This is a genomic window from Frigidibacter sp. SD6-1 (assembly GCF_030143255.1).
Taxonomy (GTDB): Bacteria; Pseudomonadota; Alphaproteobacteria; order Rhodobacterales; family Rhodobacteraceae; genus TMP-24.
Genome location: NZ_JARJNR010000005.1, coordinates 298,662 through 317,980, shown reverse-complemented (window position 1 = coordinate 317,980; position 19,319 = coordinate 298,662). Strand labels below are relative to the sequence as shown.

16 protein-coding genes are annotated in these 19,319 nt (G+C 66.2%); 8 read left to right on the top strand and 8 right to left on the bottom strand.

The window, feature by feature from the left end; all coding sequences use genetic code 11:
• Positions 1–194: 194 nt before the first annotated feature.
• Positions 195–1,604 carry a PQQ-dependent sugar dehydrogenase gene (locus P0645_RS11775; protein WP_284164775.1) on the bottom strand — a complete coding sequence of 470 codons (1,410 nt, stop codon included), beginning with the start codon at positions 1,602–1,604 and terminating at the stop codon, positions 195–197.
• Positions 1,597–2,106 carry a DUF2231 domain-containing protein gene (locus tag P0645_RS11770; RefSeq protein WP_284164774.1) on the bottom strand — a complete coding sequence of 170 codons (510 nt, stop codon included), beginning with the start codon at positions 2,104–2,106 and terminating at the stop codon, positions 1,597–1,599. The genes P0645_RS11775 and P0645_RS11770 overlap by 8 nt, the downstream gene beginning before the upstream one ends.
• Positions 2,107–2,329: 223 nt before the next feature.
• Between P0645_RS11770 and P0645_RS11765 the strand changes: the two genes are divergently transcribed.
• Positions 2,330–3,193 carry a BON domain-containing protein gene (locus P0645_RS11765; protein ID WP_284164773.1) on the top strand — a complete coding sequence of 288 codons (864 nt, stop codon included), beginning with the start codon at positions 2,330–2,332 and terminating at the stop codon, positions 3,191–3,193.
• A gap of 158 nt (positions 3,194–3,351) precedes the next feature.
• On the opposite strand, the gene P0645_RS11760 is transcribed toward P0645_RS11765, so the two are convergent.
• The 3 genes from P0645_RS11760 to P0645_RS11750 are packed head-to-tail and all read right to left on the bottom strand — an operon-like array spanning position 3,352 to position 8,008.
• On the bottom strand, positions 3,352–4,641 hold the full coding sequence (locus P0645_RS11760; RefSeq protein WP_284164772.1) for a cytochrome c: 1,290 nt from the start codon (positions 4,639–4,641) through the stop codon (positions 3,352–3,354).
• Positions 4,638–5,189, bottom strand: a complete 552-nt coding sequence (locus P0645_RS11755; RefSeq protein ID WP_284164771.1) for a (2Fe-2S)-binding protein — start codon at positions 5,187–5,189, stop codon at positions 4,638–4,640. Before P0645_RS11755 ends, P0645_RS11760 begins: the two co-directional genes overlap by 4 nt.
• Positions 5,186–8,008: a xanthine dehydrogenase family protein molybdopterin-binding subunit gene (locus tag P0645_RS11750; protein ID WP_284164770.1), complete on the bottom strand. Its 2,823-nt coding sequence runs from the start codon at positions 8,006–8,008 to the stop codon at positions 5,186–5,188. Before P0645_RS11750 ends, P0645_RS11755 begins: the two co-directional genes overlap by 4 nt.
• Before the next feature lie 213 nt (positions 8,009–8,221).
• Between P0645_RS11750 and P0645_RS11745 the strand changes: the two genes are divergently transcribed.
• The 6 genes from P0645_RS11745 (at position 8,222) to otsB (ending at position 15,774) form a co-directional block, all read left to right on the top strand.
• A complete protein-coding gene (locus P0645_RS11745; RefSeq protein WP_284164769.1) occupies positions 8,222–8,776 on the top strand; it encodes an HdeA/HdeB family chaperone in 555 nt (184 codons plus the stop codon).
• An 81-nt stretch (positions 8,777–8,857) separates the two neighbouring features.
• Positions 8,858–9,718, top strand: coding sequence for a UTP--glucose-1-phosphate uridylyltransferase (locus tag P0645_RS11740; protein WP_284164768.1), 861 nt, complete (start codon positions 8,858–8,860; stop codon positions 9,716–9,718).
• Between the two features lie 106 nt (positions 9,719–9,824).
• Positions 9,825–10,886: a glycosyltransferase family 4 protein gene (locus P0645_RS11735; protein WP_284164767.1), complete on the top strand. Its 1,062-nt coding sequence runs from the start codon at positions 9,825–9,827 to the stop codon at positions 10,884–10,886.
• Positions 10,887–10,903: 17 nt separating this feature from the next.
• Positions 10,904–13,090 carry an amylo-alpha-1,6-glucosidase gene (locus tag P0645_RS11730; RefSeq protein WP_284164766.1) on the top strand — a complete coding sequence of 729 codons (2,187 nt, stop codon included), beginning with the start codon at positions 10,904–10,906 and terminating at the stop codon, positions 13,088–13,090.
• Positions 13,091–13,205: 115 nt separating this feature from the next.
• Positions 13,206–15,008 carry an alpha,alpha-trehalose-phosphate synthase (UDP-forming) gene (locus tag P0645_RS11725; protein WP_284164765.1) on the top strand — a complete coding sequence of 601 codons (1,803 nt, stop codon included), beginning with the start codon at positions 13,206–13,208 and terminating at the stop codon, positions 15,006–15,008.
• Entirely contained in the window at positions 14,986–15,774 is a 789-nt protein-coding gene (otsB, locus tag P0645_RS11720; RefSeq protein ID WP_284164764.1) for a trehalose-phosphatase, read from the top strand. The genes P0645_RS11725 and otsB overlap by 23 nt, the downstream gene beginning before the upstream one ends.
• Here the strand turns inward: otsB and P0645_RS11715 are convergent.
• Positions 15,761–16,168, bottom strand: a complete 408-nt coding sequence (locus P0645_RS11715) for a hypothetical protein (protein WP_284164763.1) — start codon at positions 16,166–16,168, stop codon at positions 15,761–15,763. The genes otsB and P0645_RS11715 overlap by 14 nt on opposite strands.
• 196 nt (positions 16,169–16,364) lie before the next feature.
• Complete coding sequence (locus P0645_RS11710) at positions 16,365–17,327, bottom strand: SDR family oxidoreductase (protein WP_284164762.1); 963 nt, start codon at positions 17,325–17,327, stop codon at positions 16,365–16,367.
• A 116-nt stretch (positions 17,328–17,443) separates the two neighbouring features.
• Here P0645_RS11710 and P0645_RS11705 point away from each other — a divergent pair, with 116 nt between their 5' ends.
• Entirely contained in the window at positions 17,444–18,037 is a 594-nt protein-coding gene (locus tag P0645_RS11705) for an exopolysaccharide biosynthesis protein (protein ID WP_284164761.1), read from the top strand.
• Positions 18,038–18,082: 45 nt separating this feature from the next.
• Here the strand turns inward: P0645_RS11705 and P0645_RS11700 are convergent, their stop codons facing one another.
• Entirely contained in the window at positions 18,083–19,285 is a 1,203-nt protein-coding gene (locus P0645_RS11700; RefSeq protein ID WP_284164760.1) for an SAM-dependent methyltransferase, read from the bottom strand.
• Positions 19,286–19,319 lie beyond the last annotated feature (34 nt).

Below are 19,319 nucleotides of genomic sequence, written 5' to 3'. Positions count from 1 at the left end.
GCCGCGAGAGGGGGCGAATGCACCCGGGAGAGGAAAAGGGAAGGCGTACGAGGCTTCCGCCTTCCCGCACTCGTAACTGCAAACACAGGGCGTGACGGGCCGGTCAGGGCTGCGTTGTGCCTGTCGGCTCTTCGGTCTGCCCGCCGACGTCGGAAGCTTCGCCATCTTCCGGTGCGGTTGCTGCGCCGTCCGGCTCAGCCGCTCCTGGTTCGGCAGGTTCGGCCGCACCGCTGCCCGCGCGCGCGTTCATCCGTGCCAACCGGCCCGTCGGTGACGCGGCCATCGGCTGCCGACACGCGCCAGACGGTGTTGCCGGCATCATCGGCGACCAGCAGCGCGCCGGTTCCGTCGATCGCGACGCCCACCGGACGCCCGCGCGCCTGGTCACCGGCCAGAAAGCCCGTCACCACCTCTTGCGCGATGCCAGATGGCTGGCCGCCCTCGAAAGGCACATAGACGACATGATAGCCGTTGAAATTGTCGCGGTTCCAGCTGCCGTGCTCGCCGATGAAGGCGCCGTTGGCATAGGGGTCAGGCATGGCGGAGCCGTTGGAAAAGGTCAGACCCAGCGGCGCGACATGGCTCGACAGCGCGTAATCGGGTTTGATCGCCTTCGCCACCATGTCGGGGCGCGGCGGATAGACCCGCTCGTCCACGTGATCGCCATAATAGCTCCACGGCCAGCCGTAGAATGCGCCATCCTGCACCGATGTCAGATAGTCCGGCACAAGGTTCGGCCCCAGCTCGTCCCGCTCGTTGATGACGGCCCAAAGGACGCCGGTCTCGGGGTGAAAGGACAGGCCATTGGGATTGCGAAGGCCGGTTGCAAAGACGCGGTAAGCACCCGTCTCGCGGTCGACTTCCCAGATCGCGGCACGCTGCTTTTCGGCCTCGATGCCACGCTCGGCCGCGTTCGAGTTCGAGCCGACCGAGACAAAGAGATGTTCGCCATCCGGACTCAATGCCAGATCCTTGGTCCAGTGGTGGTTGATCGGCCCGCCCGGCAGCGGCGTCAGTTCAACCGGCTCCGCGGTGACCTCGGTCTGTCCCAGTTGGAACGGATAGGCGAGGATCGCATCGGTGGCCGCGACATAGAGCGTGCCGTCGTACCACGCGACCCCGAAGGGCGAGTTGAGGCCGGTCAGGATGTCGTAGCGCTCGTCCACCGTGCCGTCGCGGTCCCCGTCCCTGAGAAGCGTGATGAGGTTGCTTTCCTGCTGCGGCCCCCCGCCGCCGCCATGGGCGATCGCCATGATCCAGTCGCGGATCCAGTCCTTCGGGCGCGGTTTCGGCTTGCCGCCGGGACCGCGCGCCTGCACGACCAGAACGTCGCCGTTCGGCAGGGTGTAGACGGTGCGCGGATTGACAAGGCCGCGCGCATAGGCGGTGATGGTCAGGCCCTCGGGCACCTCTGGCGTCTCGTCATCCTGCCAGCCGATGACTTCGGCAACCTTCATACCGACCAACAGTGGCGATTCCGGTTCGGGCAGGACCGGATCCGGTCCTATCTGGTCGATTGGGTCGATGCTCTGTGCCATGAGTGGAGCGGCGACAAGGGCAACGGCAAGGGCGGCGGCAAGGGCGGCGGGCAGCTTGTCACACATCGTACCGGACCCCCACGCCTTCGCGGAATACCATGTCGCGGCCGAACCAGACCGTGACAATCATCCCCAGGACGGTCAGCGCCGACAGCGTCAGCCCCCAAGGCACCACCGATGTCCAGCCGTCACGCGCATGCACCAGGTTGTTGACCAGCGCGAGCAGGAGCACGATGACATTGCCGACCCCGTGCACGATCGCGTTCCTGTCGGACCGAAGGCGATCACGCGAGAGCATGTCGACAAGGCCGAAAAGGGCGGCCAGGCCGCCCATGACGATGCCGACAAACAGAAGCCAGGCCGAGAAATGCTGCCACATGAGCGTTCCGCTCTGCCAGTAGGCGACGTCGGTCAGAAGCGCGAGCGTGAAGCAAACGATCGGGAACGGGACGAGTGCGGCATGCACCGGATGCCCGGCCACATGGGCGGTTGCTGGAACGCCGCGACGGACATATGCCGATTCCGTCGGCGTCACCTCGACGACTCTGCGTTGGGTTGTCACTCTCATTGCTGCCTCCGTGTGAATCGTTGTGGCAACCGCCTTTCCCGAGATTTGTTCCCCGGCGTCAGGTTTCGTCGCAGACCCGAGCAGAGCGGAAGCTTTCTTCAGGGGGTGGGCGGGTGCGGAACAAAACCGGTCCCGACCTGTTCTCCGGGCGTCGTGTTCGAACGCACGGACCCTGCACGCGCGATGCCCTCGCATCGCGTCGGCACTACAACTGGAGGAAGAATTGGCACGTTACGACATGGATGAAAGAAACGACCAACGCCACGGGCGCGACCGGCATCAGGACGAGGAGCTTAACCGCGGTCATGGCAATGCGCAGCGCGGCTACGGATCATCGGGTGAAGGTCGCGACTATCCCGCTGCGCGGCAGGCGCGTCACGAGTATGACCGGGACGATGATCGTGGCCGCGGCTACGGTCAGGACCAGACCTATGCTGACGGCGGAGAGTATGACCGGCGTGCGGGGCGCGGTCAGCCGGATTATCGTCGTCAGGACTACGGCCGACGGGACCGCAGCGGTGACTGGCAGGGCGGCGGGCAAAGCGACTGGCGCTCGGGCGGGCGCGGCACCGAAGGTTGGGGTGGCGGCCGCATGAGCGAGGGTCTGTCCCGGCAATACGGATCGCAGGATTACGGCGACCAGAACACCGGTGGCGGCCTGGGTGGCGGCAACTGGTCGGGCGACGATCAGGGCAGGCATCGGCGTCTTGGAGGCGACGGCGGTTCGTCGGGCTATGGCGGATCCTCGGGTTCGCGCAACGGCGAGATGGCCGGACAAGGCCATCGCGGCAAGGGCCCGAAAAACTATTCCCGGTCCGACGAGCGCATCACCGAAGATGTGAACGATCGCCTGCAGGACGATGACAGCCTGGACGCGACCGAGATCGAGGTCTCGGTTTCCGGGGGCGAGGCAACCCTTTCGGGCACCGTCGGATCGCGCCAGGACAAGCGCCGGGCCGAGGATTGCGCAGAGTCCGTTTCCGGTATCAGCCATGTGCAGAACAACCTGCGGGTCAAGCAATCGCCGGGTTCCTCGCAGTCGGGCAGCAGCTCGGACAACTCGGCGTCGAAGCAGCGGTCGAAATGACCCCCCTGCCCGGCGGCGTACCGCCGGGCAGCGTCCGCATCGGTCGACGACTTTCCACTGTTCCCACCGGAATGACGCGCGCTGCCCCGGGCAGCGCGCGTTCGTCTTGGACGGTGCCTCCCGGCCGTCCGTGTGCTGCGGACGGCCGGCTCTCCTCTTCAGTCATCGTCATCGATCACGTCGGCCACATCGCCCGCCGTGACCTCGGTGCCGCGCCCGCCCCAGCGTTCGCGCAGATGGTTCACCAGCGCCGCCATCTGATCGGCCGACAGCGTGTCGCCGAAGGCGGGCATGGTCTGCATCCTCATCATGCCGCCCAGCCTCCGCGCCGGGATGCCTTCGTCGATCACCCGGATCAGGTTGCGGGGATTGTCGAACATCAGCGTCGTGTTGCCCTGCAGCGGCACGGCCGAGAAAGGCCGCCCCTGCCCGTCGCTGCCGTGGCAGCCCGCGCAAAGGCCAAGATACAGCCGATGCCCTTCGCCATCGCCGGCCCGGTCGGCGGCGACGGCGACCGGAGGGGCCGCCTCGACATCGGTCCGCCCGTCGAACAGATAGGCGACCATTGCGTCTATGTCCGCAGGCGCGAGATAACGGGTGGAATGGTCCAGCACCGAATACATGCGGAACGAGGGCGTGCCCTGCGGCGACAGGCCGGTCGCCAGGAACTGCGCCAAATCCTGCGGGCTCCAGCCTCGAGCGAACAATCCGTCGGGTGTGATATCTGGGGCCAGCGCGCCTTCCAGCACCTCGCCCGACAAATGCGGCCCGGTCGTCGCGAAGGCAAGGTTGCGCGGCGTGTGGCATTCGCCGCAATGGCCCAGCACATCGACCAGATAGCGGCCCCGGTGCCAGCCCTCGCCGCGATCCCCGACCCGGGCCATCGCGCCGGGCCGGTCGTCGGGCCGGTAAAGCATGTTCCAGAAGGCAATGAGCGGGCGGATGTTGAAAGGAAAGACCAGATCGTGCGGGATGTTGGGCTTTTCGATAGGCCGGGTCTGCATCAGATAGACCCAAAGCGCATCGACGTCCGCCCGTGTCATGCCGTGATAGGCCGTATAGGGCATGGAGGGATAAAGGTGTTCGCCCTCCTCGCCGATGCCCCAGACTAGCGAACGGTAAAGGTCGTCGGCGGTCCAGTCGCCGATTCCGTGGCGGCGCGAGGAGGAGATGTTGGTGCCGTAGAAGGTGCCCACCGGCGTCTCGAACGGCAGCCCGCCGGCCAGTTCGGTTTCTTCGGGCGACATGTGGCAGGCCATGCAATCGGCCGCCCGCGCGACATATTCGCCCCGGCGCGCCAGGGCGGCGCGTTCATCGGGCGCAAGGCTCGTGAAGCTGACGGTGGCCGGCGGGACCGGGCCGGGCCCGGCGACCGCGAACCACAGGAGCACCAGCCCCACGATCACGGCGACGAAAAGACCCGCCAGAACCAGAAGAACGCGTTTCATGCTGCGTCCCCCTCGTCCCCGGTCACAAGACCCGGCGTCGCAAGGATCACGTCGCGCACAGCGGTCAGATAGCGGACATACCCGGTACAGCGGCAGATGTTGCCGTTCATCGCCTCGAGTATCTCATCCTCAAGGCGCGCGCGCGGGACCGGCTGGCGGCCCAGCCGTTCGACAAGAACGGTGGCGGCATTGACGAAGCCGGGCGTGCAATAGCTGCACTGGAAGGAAAAGTGGGTCAGGAATGCCTCTTGCACCGGCGACAGGGCGGTGATGCGGCCTTCGTCGTCGCGGGTCGCGTGGCCTTCGATCGTGCGCACCGACCGCCCGTCACACCAAAGCGCGCCGGTCACGCAGGCGGGCATGATCCGGCCGCCCTCCGCCCCGTCGACGATGATCGAACAGGCATAGCAGACACCCTGTTCGCAGGAAATGCGGGTGCCGGTCAGGTTCAGGTACTCGTGCAGGAATTCCGCCATCATCAGATCTTCGGGGATCTCGACGGGTCCGACAGCCTCGCCATTGATCGTCATGCTGACATTGACCGTCATGTGATGGCCTCCCTGATCCTGTCGGCGGTAAGCGGCAGGTGGCGGAACCGCGCGCCGGTAGCGTCATGGACCGCGTTGGCGATGGCGGCGATGACCGGGATCATCACCACCTCGGCGATGCCCTTGGGCGGATCGTCGCGCGAGGTGGGCGGCAGGACCTGACCTTCCTGCGTCCAGACCGCGACGTCGCGGGCACGCGGCAGGCGGTAGCGATTGAAGTTCCAGGTGCCGTTGCCCGGCCCGTCCTCGTAAAGCGGCATGTCTTCGTACAGCGCGTGGCCGATGCCCATGGCGATGCCGCCCTGCAACTGGCCCGAAACCAGTTCCGGCACGATCATGTTCCCGCACTCCATCCAGCTTTTGTGCGACAGGATCGTGACCTCGCCCGACCCCGCGTTGACCGCCAGTTCCACCATGGTCGCGACCGGGGCGTAGTAGACCACGGCGGCGTTGGTGCGCTGCACCGGCGGGTAGGACACCCGCCTGCGCGGCAGGAACCGGTATCCCCGCTCTGACAGGTCCGCCGCCTGTCTTTGCGCATTGCCGTCGCCATAGCGCAGCGACAGCGCGTCAATCGGTGCCTCCAGCCGCCTGCCGCCCGGCAGGTCGAACTCGGCCGTCGCCCAGGCCCAGCGGTTGAACGTGTGCACCGTGACGCCGGTCACGAACCCTCGGTCATGCGCCCGCTGCGCCAGCCGACCGATGTCGAGCGGTTCAAGCCCGCCCGCGACCAGTTGGCCATCGCGCCATTCGGCATTCTCGCGCCGGACGACCAGCGGCCGCGCCTGCCCGCCGCCGATCCCTTCGGACCAGATCGACACCGCCGCGCGCCACAGACCCTCCTCGAACAGGATGCGCGCCGCTTCGCGCGTGGCGTGCGAGAAGTAGTATGCCGAGTTCGAGGCCGAGCGCGGTGAGGTGATGCGCGGCACCCAGTGCGGGTCTGCCTTGGCAGCGTCCTGATCCTCCTGGCTCATCGTATAGGGTTCGTCGTTCGAGGTCAGAGGCAGGTCGGGCCAGTCCACCACCGCGAATTCGGCGGCATCGGCGGGGCGGCCCAGGTGGTCGCGCGGCACCAGCATCTGCGAGGTGGTCGACCCGCAGCCGATTTCCGAGGCGACATGACGCAGCGTTACCTTGCCGTCACGGCCAATCTCGATCTGGCACAGCGCGGCTTCGGCACCGGTGCCGTAATCCTTCTGCACGGCCGCGAAACCCACGCCGTAAAGATGGCCCGGATGGGCGGCATCATAGGCCAGCTTGGCACTGCGGCGCTCGGTCCATAGCGGGTCTCGCCCGGCGGCTTCCAGAAGCTCGTCGATGCGCAGATGGCCTGCCGGAATGGCGCCTTGCGTGTTCTTCATCCCGCTGCGGAAGACATTGCGGCGGCGCAGCTCGATCGGGTCCACCCGCAGCGCCTCGGCAATCTCGTCGACCAGCATTTCCGTCGTGGCCATGGATTGCGTGGTGCCATAGCCGCGCATCGACCCGGCCGCTGGCGCCCGCGTCGCCGCGACTTTGACCGCAAGGTCGCTTTGCGGGAAATAATAGATCGACTGCAGCGCCGTGGCGGCCACCTGCCCGACCGAGGGGCTGAAATTCCGCACCCCGCCGCCGTTGCCTTCCAGATCGGCGGCGAGAGACCTGAATTGGCCGGTCTCAAAGTCCACCGCTATCGTGGTTTCGATGTCGAAGGGATGGCGCTTCAGCGCAGTCTGGAAATGTTCCCACCGGTCCAGCGCCAGCCGCACCGGCCGCCCCTGTCCGTATAGCGCGGCCATGGCGACGTAATAGGGAAAAGCGTGATGTTCCTTCTGCCCGTAGCCCACGGTGTAGCCTGCGTGGAACTTCAGCTCGCGCAGGCCAAAGTGGCTGTCGGACACCATCTGCAGGATGTGGTTGGCGTTGGTATAGGGAGACTGGGTGCCGGTCACGACATGCAGCCTCTCTCCCGCCTCGTCGTACCAGGCATTGCCGTTATCCATCTCCATCGCGGCGGGATCGATGTACTGGCTGCTGTAGCGTTGCCGGAAGACCTGCCAGCCCTCGGGCGGCGTTTCCAGTTCGGCGCGCAGAGCCTCGGCATGAGCCATGGCCCGCTGGCCGGCATCGCCCGCTTCGTCGGGGACGGGCCAGATGCTGCGCTTCTTGTCGAAATTGGCGAAGAGCACCGTGTCCTTCAGCGGTGAGAAAACGTCGCGTGCAACGGGGGTGCCGCCGCCGATCCGGACGAAGCGCGCCCCGCCATAGGGGGCGCGGTCGGGTTCTTGGACCGGCGCGCCGTAGCGGACCCCATCCTCGTTGAATTTCATGCGGCGCTTGGCCAGCCGGAACCGGGCATAATCGTGATAGACCAGAAGGGCGAGCGGCTGGCCGAGGTAGACCGGCGCGGTTCCGGCCCGCAGCAGCAGGGCGCCATAGAAGTCGGGTTCGACCATCGCCACGCCGTCGCGGGCAAGCTCTTCGGCGGTGATCAGGACATCGGGGCGCAGTCCGGGCTCAAGCGGATCGAGCGTGATGCCCTCGAATACCCGGTCCGTCCGCGCCGCGCGCAACAGGAAGGCGTGGGATTGACTGTCGGGCCAGCCGGGCATGTCACGGGCGCGGATGTCGATGGAGAAGGTCTTCTCCCCCGTGACCTTTCCCATCCCGTCGGCACGGAACCGGGCGCGCTGGCCGTCATACCACCCCGACGGGGGCACGAACCGCCCACCCTGGACCGCGGCCCGCGCCATGCCGAGCGGCGCGACTGCCGCCACCACCCCGGCGGCCGCAGCGGCCTGCAGGAAATCCCGCCGCGAAAGATCTGTCGGTCGCATGGCTTTCCCTTCCTCCGATGACCCGTCCTGAGGGAACGGACGGCGCGCGGAATTGTTCCAGCCGCCGCGATCACCGCATAGGAACGCTTCCGCAGGATCAGGCGGAGGCCGCAGCGGCCAGAGGTGATCGAGAGGGAACAAATACTGCGGGCGGATGTTGCAAGGCCACCTGACAAGGCCACCTGACAAGGCCATCTGACAAGGAGATCGATCATGACCAACAGGACCATAGGCTCGAACATTTCATTTTCTGCCGTTCTTTCGACCGCGATCGCGGTTGGCGTGCCTGCCCTTGCCCAGAACGACATGACGGGCAGCGGCGCTTCGGATGCCGGTTCGACCGCCGACAAGATCACCTGCGCCGAACTGACGCGGATGGATACGGCCGTCGTGCCTGGTACGCTTTACTTCGTGGCCGGCTATCATCGCGGCCAACAGGATACGATGGACCTGACCCAGAAGGTGCAGGACGGATTGTCCGACCAGAGCGCCGCCGGGTCGGATGCGGCAGGCGCGTCGCAGGCCGAGACCTCGACAGACGGAACGGAGGCCGGTTCCTCGGAGGCCACGGCACAGACCGGCGAAGGCACCGCGGCGGGTCAGGACGACAGCGCCGGAACCGGCCAGACCGCGCAGATCGGCCGGATGAGCGGCTATTTTGAGATCCCCGTCGAAAAGGTGATGACCGTCTGCGGGCAGTCCCCTGAGCGCCCGGTTTCGGACGTGGTCGACGAACAGCGCAGCGACGGCAACGACCAGTCCAACTGACCGCCGGACAGGAGACGACAGGCGGGCGGCGACCAGCGACGCCGGGGAACGGATGAAACGGAAACGCGAGGAAAACCAAGAATGGGTTCGGCCACCATACGTACTGCCATCCTGCCGGTGGCGGGCCTTGGCACCCGGCTTCTGCCGGCTACCAAGACCGTGCCGAAAGAGCTGTTGCCGGTTTACGACACGCCCTTGCTGCAGTTCGCGCTTCAGGAAGCCGCGTCCATCCCCGGCATCGAACGCCTTGTGGTCGTGACGCATGAATCGAAGAAGGCGCTAGAGCAGTATTTCGATCACGATCCGGCGCTACTTCGAAAGCTGCGCCGGCAGAAGAAGCACGCGCTGGCCAATTGCCTGCAGCAGACCGGTGCTGCCGAGGGGGTCGAGACCCGCTTTGCCTACCAGGATGAAGCGCGCGGCCTGGGGCACGCTGTTCTGTGCGCGGCCCGTGATGTTGCCGAGGGGCCGGTGGCGGTGATCCTGCCCGACGATCTGGTGCTGCCGACCTCCTGCATGGCGGAAATGGCCCAGGCCTACGACCCTGATCGCGCCGGGATGATGGTGGCGGCAATGAAGGTCGCGCCCGCCGAGATCGGCAAGTATGGCGCGTTCGATGTCTTGGCGCAGGATGGCGCGGTCCTGACCGCCCGCGGGATCGTCGAAAAGCCCGCCGCGGGCACAGCGCCTTCGCTGTTTGCCGCCGTCGGGCGTTATATCCTTCCGCCGGACATCTTCGACCAGTTGGCGCGGACCGCGCCCGGCCATCAGGGTGAGATCCAGTTGACCGACGCCATCTCCGCGCTGGTCCCCGCGCACGGGCTGGAGGGCTTGCGCTTCAGCGGACAGCGCTTTGATTGCGGAACGCACGAAGGGCTTCTGGCCGCCGGATTGTGGCGGCGCGACGATCTTCTGCTTCCTGCGGCCATTGCCGCGCAATAGCCCGGCGAGGCGGGGAATGTCCGACCGGCGCCTGCGCATACGGGATGGCGCGCGAGGCGGAACCGTTTCCTTCCTGGCGCGTTGGCGGACAGGAAATGGAAGAAGCATGCGTATTGCACAAGTGGCACCTCTTTATGAAACCGTGCCGCCGCCTGCCTATGGCGGCACCGAGCGCATCATCGCCTCGCTCTGTGATGGCCTTGTCCAAAAGGGGCACGATGTCACCCTGTTCGCGGCCGACGGTTCCCGCACCCGCGCGCACCTTGCGGCCAGCCGCTCTTGCGGGCTGCGGGCCGACACGGGCCGTGTCTCGCCGATCGCCGCGCATCTGGCGATGCTGCACGAGGTGCGCAGACGGCAGGCGGAATTCGACCTGATCCACTGCCATCTGTCGCATTTCCAGCACTTCCCTTTCTTCGAAGGGTTCGCGGCACGGACGCTGACCACCCCGCACGGCAGGCTTGACTATGCCGACCTTCCGGCCGCGCTCGCATGCTGGCCGCAGATGCCCATGTCCTCCATCTCGTTCAGCCAGCGGCAGCCGCTGGCGCAGGCGAACTGGGTTGCGAACATCCCGCACGGCCTGCCGCCCGATCTGTACCGCCTGGCCGAACATCAGGGCGGCGAGGGCGGCTACCTTGCCTTCATCGGCCGCTTTTCCCGCGACAAGCGCGCGGATCGTGCCATCGCGATCGCGCGCGCGGTCGGGATGAAACTTAAGCTGGCCGCGAAGATCGACGCCGAAGACAGCGCCTGGTTTCGCGAGACGATCGCGCCAGAGATCGACGGCGACTCGGTCGAATATGTCGGCGAAATCGGCGAGGAGGGAAAGGAACGCTTCCTGGGTCAGGCGTCGGCGCTGCTTTTTCCCATCGACTGGCCCGAGCCGTTCGGGCTGGTGGTGATAGAAGCGATGGCGCATGGAACACCGGTGATCGCCTGGCGCAACGGCGCCATGGCCGAGATCATCGACGAGGGGGTATCGGGCTTTGCGGTCTCCAGCCTTGGCGCGGCGGTCGCCGCCGTGCCGCGCGCCTTGTCGCTGGACCGAAGGCAGGTCCGCAGATCGTTCGAGCGGCGGTTCGACGCGGCGCGCATGATCGACGACTATCTCAGGGTATACGAAAAACTCGGCAAGGCGGCGGATGTCGTCGGCGCCCCCGTCTGACGGCCCCGCGTGACCGCATGACTGCCGAACCCGTCGCATTTGACGAAAGCACGGTCGATCCCCTGGCGGCAATGGCCGACCAGCACGAGAATGTGCCGAACGCGCACTTGAACCGCATTGCGCTGATGAGCGGCGGCAGCTTTCTTGTCTGCGGCAGCAATGGCGACATAGCGGGCTTTGGCGACGGCTTCTTCAGCAGCGACACGCGGTTGCTCTCGCGACTGGTGTTCGGCTTGGGCGGGCGCAGACCCGTCCTTCTCGGCTCGGCCATATCGGGGGACGCGGTACTGTTCGAGGCAAACCTGACGAACGCGGCCGCCACGCTTGACGACGGAACCCGGCTGCCGCAGGGCAGCATTCATGTCAACCGCACCCGGTTCCTCTGGGACAGCCGTCTGTTCGAGCGCATTGCGCTGACGAACTACAGCCTGTCACACATCCGGCCCGTACTGTCCTTCCGGCTGGCGGCCGATTTCCGCGACATCTTCGAGGTCCGCGGCATGGTTCGGTCACGGCGGGGTCGGATGATGCCTGCCGAGACGGACAGCCGCCATGTCGGCTTTCAGTACGAGGGCCTCGACAAGGAAAGGCGGAGCCTGTGGCTGAGCCTGTCCCATCCAATGACATCAAGCGCGCGCGCAGACGAGATCACCATACCGATCCATCTTCCGCGTTCCGCGCGCCGGGTGCTTTACATCGAGGCCGGCGCGACCCGCGGCACGCCCGGCCGCGCCCGGCACCGCAAGATGCAGGCGGCGGCCCATCGGGCGATGAAGAGGAAGCGGCAGCGCGGGGCCCAGATCCATTCCTCGGGGCCGCTCTTCAACGACTGGGTCGGCCGTACCCGCGCCGATATCGCGCTTCTGTCCTCGGAACTCGAAACCGGGCCCTATCCCTTTGCCGGCATCCCCTGGTTTTCCACCGCCTTTGGTCGCGACGGCATCCTGACCGCGCTGTCGCTGCTCTGGCTCGACCCCGGTCTTGCGCGGGGGGTCTTGGGGTTTCTCGCGTCCACCCAGGCGACCGTGACCGACCCGTTCGCGGATGCCGAACCCGGCAAGATCCTTCACGAGATCCGGGGCGGAGAGGTGGCGCGTCTCAACGAAGTGCCGTTCGGGCGCTATTACGGCGGCGTCGACACCACCCCGCTCTTCGTGCATCTGGCGGCCGAATATGCCCGCCGCACCGCCGACGATGCCTTCATCGACCGGCTCTGGCCCGCACTCTGCAAGGCCGTTGCATGGATCGAGGCGCGGCGCGCAGGCGACCCGAACCGCCTTGTCACTTATGACCGCGCCTGCCCGACCGGTCTGCGCAATCAGGGATGGAAGGACAGTGCCGATGCGGTCTTTCACGCCGATGGCACGCTGGCCGAAGGGCCGATCAGCCTGGTCGAGGTGCAGGGCTATGCCTATCTTGCGCTGAACGGCATGGCCGAAATGGCAAGGCGGCGCGGCGAGACGCTTTATGCGACGCAGCTTCAAGACAGCGCGGGCCGATTGCAGAAAAGCGTCGAGGATCTGTTCTGGATGCCCGACCGGCAGTTCTATGCCCTGGCGCTGGATGGCCGGTCGCGGCAATGCGCTGTGCGCACGACCAACGCGGGGCAACTGCTCTATTCGGGCCTGCCCGCGCCAGACAGGGGGCGCCTCGTCGCCCGGGCCCTGCTTGAGCCCGATTTCCTGACCGGCTGGGGATTGCGCACCGTCGCGACCACCGAGGCGCGCTACAATCCGATGTCCTATCACAACGGGTCGGTCTGGCCGCACGACACGGCGATCTGCACCGCCGGAATCGTCCGCTATGCGCAGTCCGAAACCGCCGCCCGCGCGCTGGGCCGGCTGTTCGAGGCCTCGTTCCATTTCGGCAAGAGCCTGCCGGAACTCTTTTGCGGCTTCGCCCGGCGGCCCGGCGAGGGGCCGGTGGCCTACCCTGTGGCCTGTCAGCCGCAGGCCTGGGCCGCGGGGTCGGTGTTCCTGCTGCTGCAGACCGCGCTTGGCCTGCAAATCGACGCCTACGCGCGCGAGGTCCGGGTGATCGACCCGCTGCTGCCGGCGGGCCTCGACCAGCTGGACCTGCGACAGGTCGCGATCGGCGGCGCCAAAGCGAGCCTCAGTTTTATCAGGAAGGAAGACCGGGTCACCTGCACGATCCGTCACGATGGCCGACCTGCGCCGCGGATGCTTGTGCATCACATCGAATGAAGTGCCAGCACGAGGGGAACAAAATCCGCGCCGAACTGTTGGCTGGGCAGAGGGCCTTCACCCGCCGGAAAGATGCCCGGCATCTCAAGGCCGGGCATCAGGGAATGATATTCAGATGACAGTTCAGGATGACAGCTCCGAAAGTCGCGTCTCCTGGCCGTCTGTGCACCGGATCCTGACGGAACTTCGCAAGATGCGGGCGAACCTTCCCGCGAGCCTGCCGTCAGGTCTGGGCCATCTTCTGGCGCGGGCGACCACAGACCTCGGTGCGCCGCAGCTTCCGCGGGCACCCGGGACGACATGGGGAAAGACGGCGGGCGGGGTCGCCAGCGATCCCAACCTCTGGACAGTGGAGCGCCTGCGAAAGGTCATTGCCGAGGAACTGGCCGGGACTGACGTGATCCTCGTTTCAAACCGCGAGCCCTATGTCCACACGGCGACCGAAGGCGCGGCCGTCTGCGATGTGCCCGTAGGCGGGCTGGTCTCGGCGCTGGAACCGGTCGCGCGCAGCTGCGGCGGCACCTGGATCGCCCATGGCAGCGGCTCGGCCGACCGTCAGACCGTCGATGCGGACGACCGCATCGCCGTGCCCCCCTGGAAGCCGGAATATACTCTGCGGCGCGTCTGGCTCAGCCCCGAGGAAGAACGCGGCTATTACAGCGGCTTTGCCAACGAAGGCCTGTGGCCGCTGTGCCATACCGCCTTCGTCCGGCCCATGTTCCGCGAAACGGACTGGAACCACTATCGCGCGGTCAACGAGCGCTTTGCCGAAGCGGTGCGGCAGGAGGCACGGAGCGAAACTCCGATCGTGATCGTACAGGATTATCATTTCGCACTCCTGCCGCGCATGATTCGCGCCCGCCTTCCCAAGGCCACGATCCTCAGCTTCTGGCACATTCCCTGGCCCAATGCCGAGGTGTTCGGCATCTGTCCTTATGCGGCGGCGATCGTCGACGGTCTTCTGGGGTCTGATATCGTCGGGTTTCAGGTGCCGCTATTCCGGATGAATTTTACCGAATGTGTCGAGCGCACGCTGGAAAGCCGCATCAACCGCGAGGACTGGTCGGTTCGTTATGGCGGCACGCTGTCGCGCCTGCGCACCTATCCGATTTCCATCGACTGGGGCGACAGCGACACGCCTGCCGCGCCCGCATCCCCGTCCATTCGCGACCGTTTCAACATGCGGCCGGGCGCAAAGCTTGTCGTCGGGGTCGGTCGGCTTGACTATACAAAGGGCATTCCCGAATTCCTGTCGGCCTACGAGCTGCTGCTGCAGCGATATCCCGATTGGCAGGGAAAGGTTCACCTCTACTACGTGGCCGCTCCGAGCCGCAGCGAAGTCGCGCCCTATCGCGCCCTGCAGGAGGAATGCCGACGTCTGGCGCGCAGGATCAACGACCGTTTCGGCACAAGGGACTATCTGCCGCTGGAATTCGTCGATCGCCATGTGCACCGGGTGGCGCTGCGCGACTGCTATGGCGATACAGACATATGCGCGGTGCCCAGCCTGCATGACGGGATGAACCTGGTGGCCAAGGAATTCGTGGCAGCGCGCGGGAACGACGACGGCGTGCTGATCCTGTCGCGTTTCGCCGGGGCGATCCAGGAACTGCCCGAGGCCCTGTCGGTCAACCCGTTCGATGTCTCGGCCATGGCCGAGACGCTGAACGGCGCGTTGCAGATGTCTCCTGGCGAACAGGCGGAACGGATGCGCCGGATGCGCGACACGGTCCGCAGCAAGAACATCTTCCGCTGGGCCGGACGGCTTCTGAGCGATGCGGCGCACTATCGGGGGCGCAGCCGCCTTCTCAGACGGACAGACACGACGGCCGAGCGGCCCGTGCACGGCCCCAGGTCCGGCAAGGTTGGTTTGCCCGATGACGAGAAGGGAAACGATGCTGAAACCGCCAGTTCCTGATCCGGGAAATTCCGCGCTTTTCCTCGACATCGACGGGACGCTCGTCGAACATGCCGCGCATCCCGACGCGGTGCGTGTGCATGATGACCTGCCCGACCTTCTGACCGGGCTGAAGCGCTCTCTGGGCGGAGCGGTTGCCTTTGTGACCGGCCGCGACCTGAAGATGGTGACACGGCTCTTCGGCGACCTCGGCCTGCCGGCCGCAGGGGTTTTCGGGGTCGAGCGGATGCTGGGCCGCGAGCTGGAGACCCAAAGCGAGGAAGCGCTGCGCGTGGCGCCCGTCTTTCAGGCGCTGGAACGGGATTGCGCAACGCTGGCAGGGGTGTTTTTCGAACACAAGGGCGCGGTCCTGGCGATCCACACGCGCGCCGCGCCTGAGACGCTGAGCGAGGTCACCGCCCTGGCCCGCGCGGCTTTGAAGAGCCTGCCACAGGGCTACAGGCTGATCGCGGGCCATGCCGGGGTCGAGCTGCTGCCGGAAGCGGCGACGAAAAGCGCCGCCATCGCCTGGTTCATGACCCGCCCGCCGTTTCGCGGCCGGATGCCGGTCTTTCTGGGAGACGACACGTCGGACGAAAGCGGCTTTGACTGGGTCAACCGGAATGGCGGTCTCTCTGTCCGGGTCCGCCCAGAGGGGCCGACAGAGGCCCGCCATGCGCTCGCCTCGGTCGACGCGGTCCACGACTGGCTGCGCCGACTGGCGTGCGCCGAAGGATCGCCGGCGCGGGCGGGCCCGGCCCTGCGGCGGCGGACTATGCCGGTCTGACACCGGCAAGCGCCCCGGATGAAGGCAAGGCAACGGCACGATCCGCCTGTTGTTCCGCCTGGCTACTGGCCCCGTCCCGTTCATCGACGACGATGGCCAGCAGCGCGGTTCCCCCGGTTTCCCGGGTGATGACCTGATCCAGGCTAAAGCCTTCCCGATCCAGGGCGCGCATCGCAATGGGGCTGACGCGAAGCTGGTTGCGGCTTCCGATGATGGTGTCGCGGTTTTCCTTAAGCCGCTGGTCCACGGATCTGTCGCCATAGGGGGTGACGGTGTAGTCGCGGTCCTCTCCCGCCAACCTGCTGAAGCGAAGTATCCGCACGCCGCCGGAGTATTGCAGCTGTTCCAGCGGGTCCTGCCGCAGCGCCGTCTTGCTGCGGATACTGTCGATCACCTTGCGGACAGAGCCGAGCATGGTGATCGAAGGGTCGACGCCTGACCGATAGCCTTCGGGGCTCCCCTCGGTCTGCTGGGCCCGCTGCAGGGGATGGGCGGGCGCACCGTCTTTTTTGCTTGCCAGCCATCTGTCTGAGCATCATGCGGTCGCCTGTCTTCTGATTTCCGCAATGTGACCTTCAGTCTTCCGGCCCTCAGTATCCGCCGATCACCGGCAGGATTTCCCCGGTGATGTAGCTTGAGCAGTGCGACGAGGCGAGGAACACATAGGCTGGCGCCAGTTCCTCGGGCTGTGCGGGGCGCTTCATCTTCGATTTGGCACCGAAATGCGCCACCTCTCCGGCCGAGCGGTCTGACGGGTTCAGGGGCGTCCAGACCGGCCCGGGAGCGACCGCGTTCACGCGAATGCCCCGGCCGAGAAGATTGCCCGACAGCGAGCGGGTGAAGGCATGGATGCCGCCCTTGGTCATGGAATAGTCGACCAGTTCCTTCGACCCCTGAAGTCCAGTCACCGACCCGGTATTCACGATCGCCCCGCCGCGCGGCATATGCGGCAGCACCGCCTGCGCCATATAGAAATAGCCAAAGAGGTTGGTCTTCAGCGTCAGTTCGAAATGTTCGGGCGAAAGCTCGGCGAAATCGGTGCGATGGACCTGAAAAGCCGCATTGTTCACCAGAATATCGATCTGGCCGAACATCTGCACCACCGCCTCGGCATGCTGGCGGCAGGTGTCCCGGTCGGCCACGTCGCCGGTCAGCACCAGACATTGGCGCCCCTCGGCCTCGACCGCCTCTTGCGTGACGCGGGCATCCTCCTCTTCCTCGCCAAGATGCGAGAAGGCCACATCCGCGCCTTCCCGCGCGAACAGCACCGCAACCGCGCGGCCAATGCCGGAATCGCCCCCCGTCACGAGCGCCACCTTGCCCTGAAGCTTGCCGGACCCCTTGTAATACGGCGCCTGCCACATCGGCGCGGGGTCGAGGTCGGCCTCCGATCCCGGCTTCTTCTGATGCTGCTCTGGGAAGGGCGGCGCGGGATAATGGCGGGCCCCTGCCTGGATCGCCCCGTCGCCGTCGCCGTCGCCGACAGCATCCGCGCTGTCCTTCGCCACATCGCGCTGCACCTGGCGCTGGCGTTGCTCGGCTGTATCGGTCATGTCGGCTGCTCCTTGCTGGGGTGAATTTCGGCCCAACAGCGAATGGTCGACAATGTTCCGGCCGCCGGAGGGAACATTGCGCCCTGCCCGCCGTTCGTCCGGGGAGAGGAACAGCCATGCCAACCGAGGACCATCAGAAGCTGGGACAGATTGCCGACCGGATCGCGCAGGCGGCCGAGCGGGATCGCGTGTCGGTCGCCGATGTGATCGACGCGGTGGGCCACCGTTCGCTTCTGCCGCTGATCCTCGTGCCCGCTCTCCTGGCCGCGACGCCGCTTTCGGGCATACCGGGCGTCTCGGCCATATGCGGCGTGATCATTGCCCTCGTCGCGGCCCAGATGCTGATGAGCGCGCAGGAGGTGCGCCTGCCGGGCTTCATCAAGCGCCGGTCGGTCAGAGGGAAATCCCTGCGGGAGGCGCTCGAAAAGTCGCGCCCCGTGATTGACTGGATCGACCGGCACACCCGTCACCGGCTGACGGTCCTGTTTCATCGGCCGATGATCTGGCTTCCCCGGATCCTGTGCCTGATCTCGGGGCTGGCCATGCCGTTTCTGGAAGTCATCCCCTTTTCAGCGTCGACCGTCGCCATCGGCGTCGCCTGCCTTTCGCTGTCTCTCTTGACCTGCGATGGCCTGCTGTTCCTGATGGCCCTCGTTCCCTATGGCGTTGGCGCCTGGCTGATCGGCGGCCAGTTCCTTGGTCAGGGCTGAGCGCGTCGCCAACCGGCGTCCGGCCCCTGCCCGCCCGACGGCGGTTCATTCCGCCGCCGCGCGCCGCGAGACATGTGGGCGTCCGGGGTAGAGATAATCCCGCGTCAGCGGCACGGCATCCCGCTTGCGGGCGAGCTGCACCTGGAACACCGCCTGCCTTCCCGCGCGGAACGCCAGTTCGCTGGCCGTCAGGTAATACCGCCACATGCGGCAGAATCGGCCGTCATAGATCGCGCGGGTCTCGGCCTCGCGCGCCTCGAACCGCGACCGCCTGTGGCGCAGGGTTTCGGCGTAATGAAACCGCCAGACCTCTATGTCGGTGGGCCACAGTCGTTCCTTTTCGAAGGCGGCGGCGATTTCCGACAATGCGGGCGCATACCCGCCGGGGAAGATGTATTTGCGCAGCCAACGCCCTTTGCTTGCCGGAGGCTCTGTCCGGCCGATCGTATGGACCAGCGCCACGCCATCGTCCGCCAGAAGACGGGTGAGCGTGGCAAAGAAGCTGCGGTAATGCGGTATGCCGACATGTTCGAACATGCCAACGGACACGATCCGGTCGAAGGTTCCGGCGATGTCGCGGTAATCGGCAAGCCTGAAGGTCACGCGGTCTGCGAGGCCCGTTTCGCGGGCACGGGCGGTCGCATAGGCAAGCTGCTCTTCCGACAGGGTTATACCCATTACGGAGACGCCGTGGTCACGGGCAAGGGAAAGTGCCAGCCCGCCCCATCCGCAGCCGATATCAAGAACGCGCTGTCCCGGCCGCAGCAGAAGCTTTGTTGCGATATGCGTTTTCTTCTGTGCCTGCGCTTCTTCCAGCGTATCATCGGGCGCGCGGAAATAGGCGCAGGAATATTGCCGGTCGGCATCGAGGAACCGTTCATATAGCGCGTCCGACAAATCATAGTGATGCGCGGCATTGGCGCGGGCGCGCGCTGACGGACTGTACTGCGCAAACCGTCGAAGAGCCTGGTGGAGGAACAGATCCGGCCGCGACCGGCGAGGCGCGCGGTGATGCGGCGGATTGCCCAGCAAAAGGTCGAACAGACCGTAGAGGTCATCCTCGCGGATGATCAGGGAACGGTCCATATACGCTTCGCCGAGCGCAAGATCGGGGTCGAGCACCAGCCGACGCGGCAGGCGCGGGTCAGTCAGTTCGACCGCCACATGCGGCAAGCCGGCTCCGTAGCGGCAGAGCGATCCGTCCGGCCATGTCAGGTCAAGTGTTCCCCGGCGAACGATCTGCCGCAAGCGCAGTTCCAGCAAGGGCCGCACCGCAGGGCTC

Excerpts from the sequence above, each read along its gene's own strand:
- P0645_RS11775 (WP_284164775.1), bottom strand. The coding sequence starts at position 1,604 with ATGTGTGACAAGCTGCCCGCCGCCCTTGCCGCCGCCCTTGCCGTTGCC.
- P0645_RS11770 (WP_284164774.1), bottom strand. The coding sequence starts at position 2,106 with ATGAGAGTGACAACCCAACGCAGAGTCGTCGAGGTGACGCCGACGGAA.
- P0645_RS11760 (WP_284164772.1), bottom strand. The coding sequence starts at position 4,641 with ATGAAACGCGTTCTTCTGGTTCTGGCGGGTCTTTTCGTCGCCGTGATC.
- P0645_RS11755 (WP_284164771.1), bottom strand. The coding sequence starts at position 5,189 with ATGACGGTCAATGTCAGCATGACGATCAATGGCGAGGCTGTCGGACCC.
- P0645_RS11750 (WP_284164770.1), bottom strand. The coding sequence starts at position 8,008 with ATGCGACCGACAGATCTTTCGCGGCGGGATTTCCTGCAGGCCGCTGCG.
- P0645_RS11745 (WP_284164769.1), top strand. The coding sequence starts at position 8,222 with ATGACCAACAGGACCATAGGCTCGAACATTTCATTTTCTGCCGTTCTT.
- P0645_RS11740 (WP_284164768.1), top strand. The coding sequence starts at position 8,858 with ATGGGTTCGGCCACCATACGTACTGCCATCCTGCCGGTGGCGGGCCTT.
- P0645_RS11735 (WP_284164767.1), top strand. The coding sequence starts at position 9,825 with ATGCGTATTGCACAAGTGGCACCTCTTTATGAAACCGTGCCGCCGCCT.
- P0645_RS11730 (WP_284164766.1), top strand. The coding sequence starts at position 10,904 with ATGACTGCCGAACCCGTCGCATTTGACGAAAGCACGGTCGATCCCCTG.
- P0645_RS11725 (WP_284164765.1), top strand. The coding sequence starts at position 13,206 with ATGACAGTTCAGGATGACAGCTCCGAAAGTCGCGTCTCCTGGCCGTCT.
- otsB (WP_284164764.1), top strand. The coding sequence starts at position 14,986 with ATGCTGAAACCGCCAGTTCCTGATCCGGGAAATTCCGCGCTTTTCCTC.
- P0645_RS11710 (WP_284164762.1), bottom strand. The coding sequence starts at position 17,327 with ATGACCGATACAGCCGAGCAACGCCAGCGCCAGGTGCAGCGCGATGTG.
- P0645_RS11705 (WP_284164761.1), top strand. The coding sequence starts at position 17,444 with ATGCCAACCGAGGACCATCAGAAGCTGGGACAGATTGCCGACCGGATC.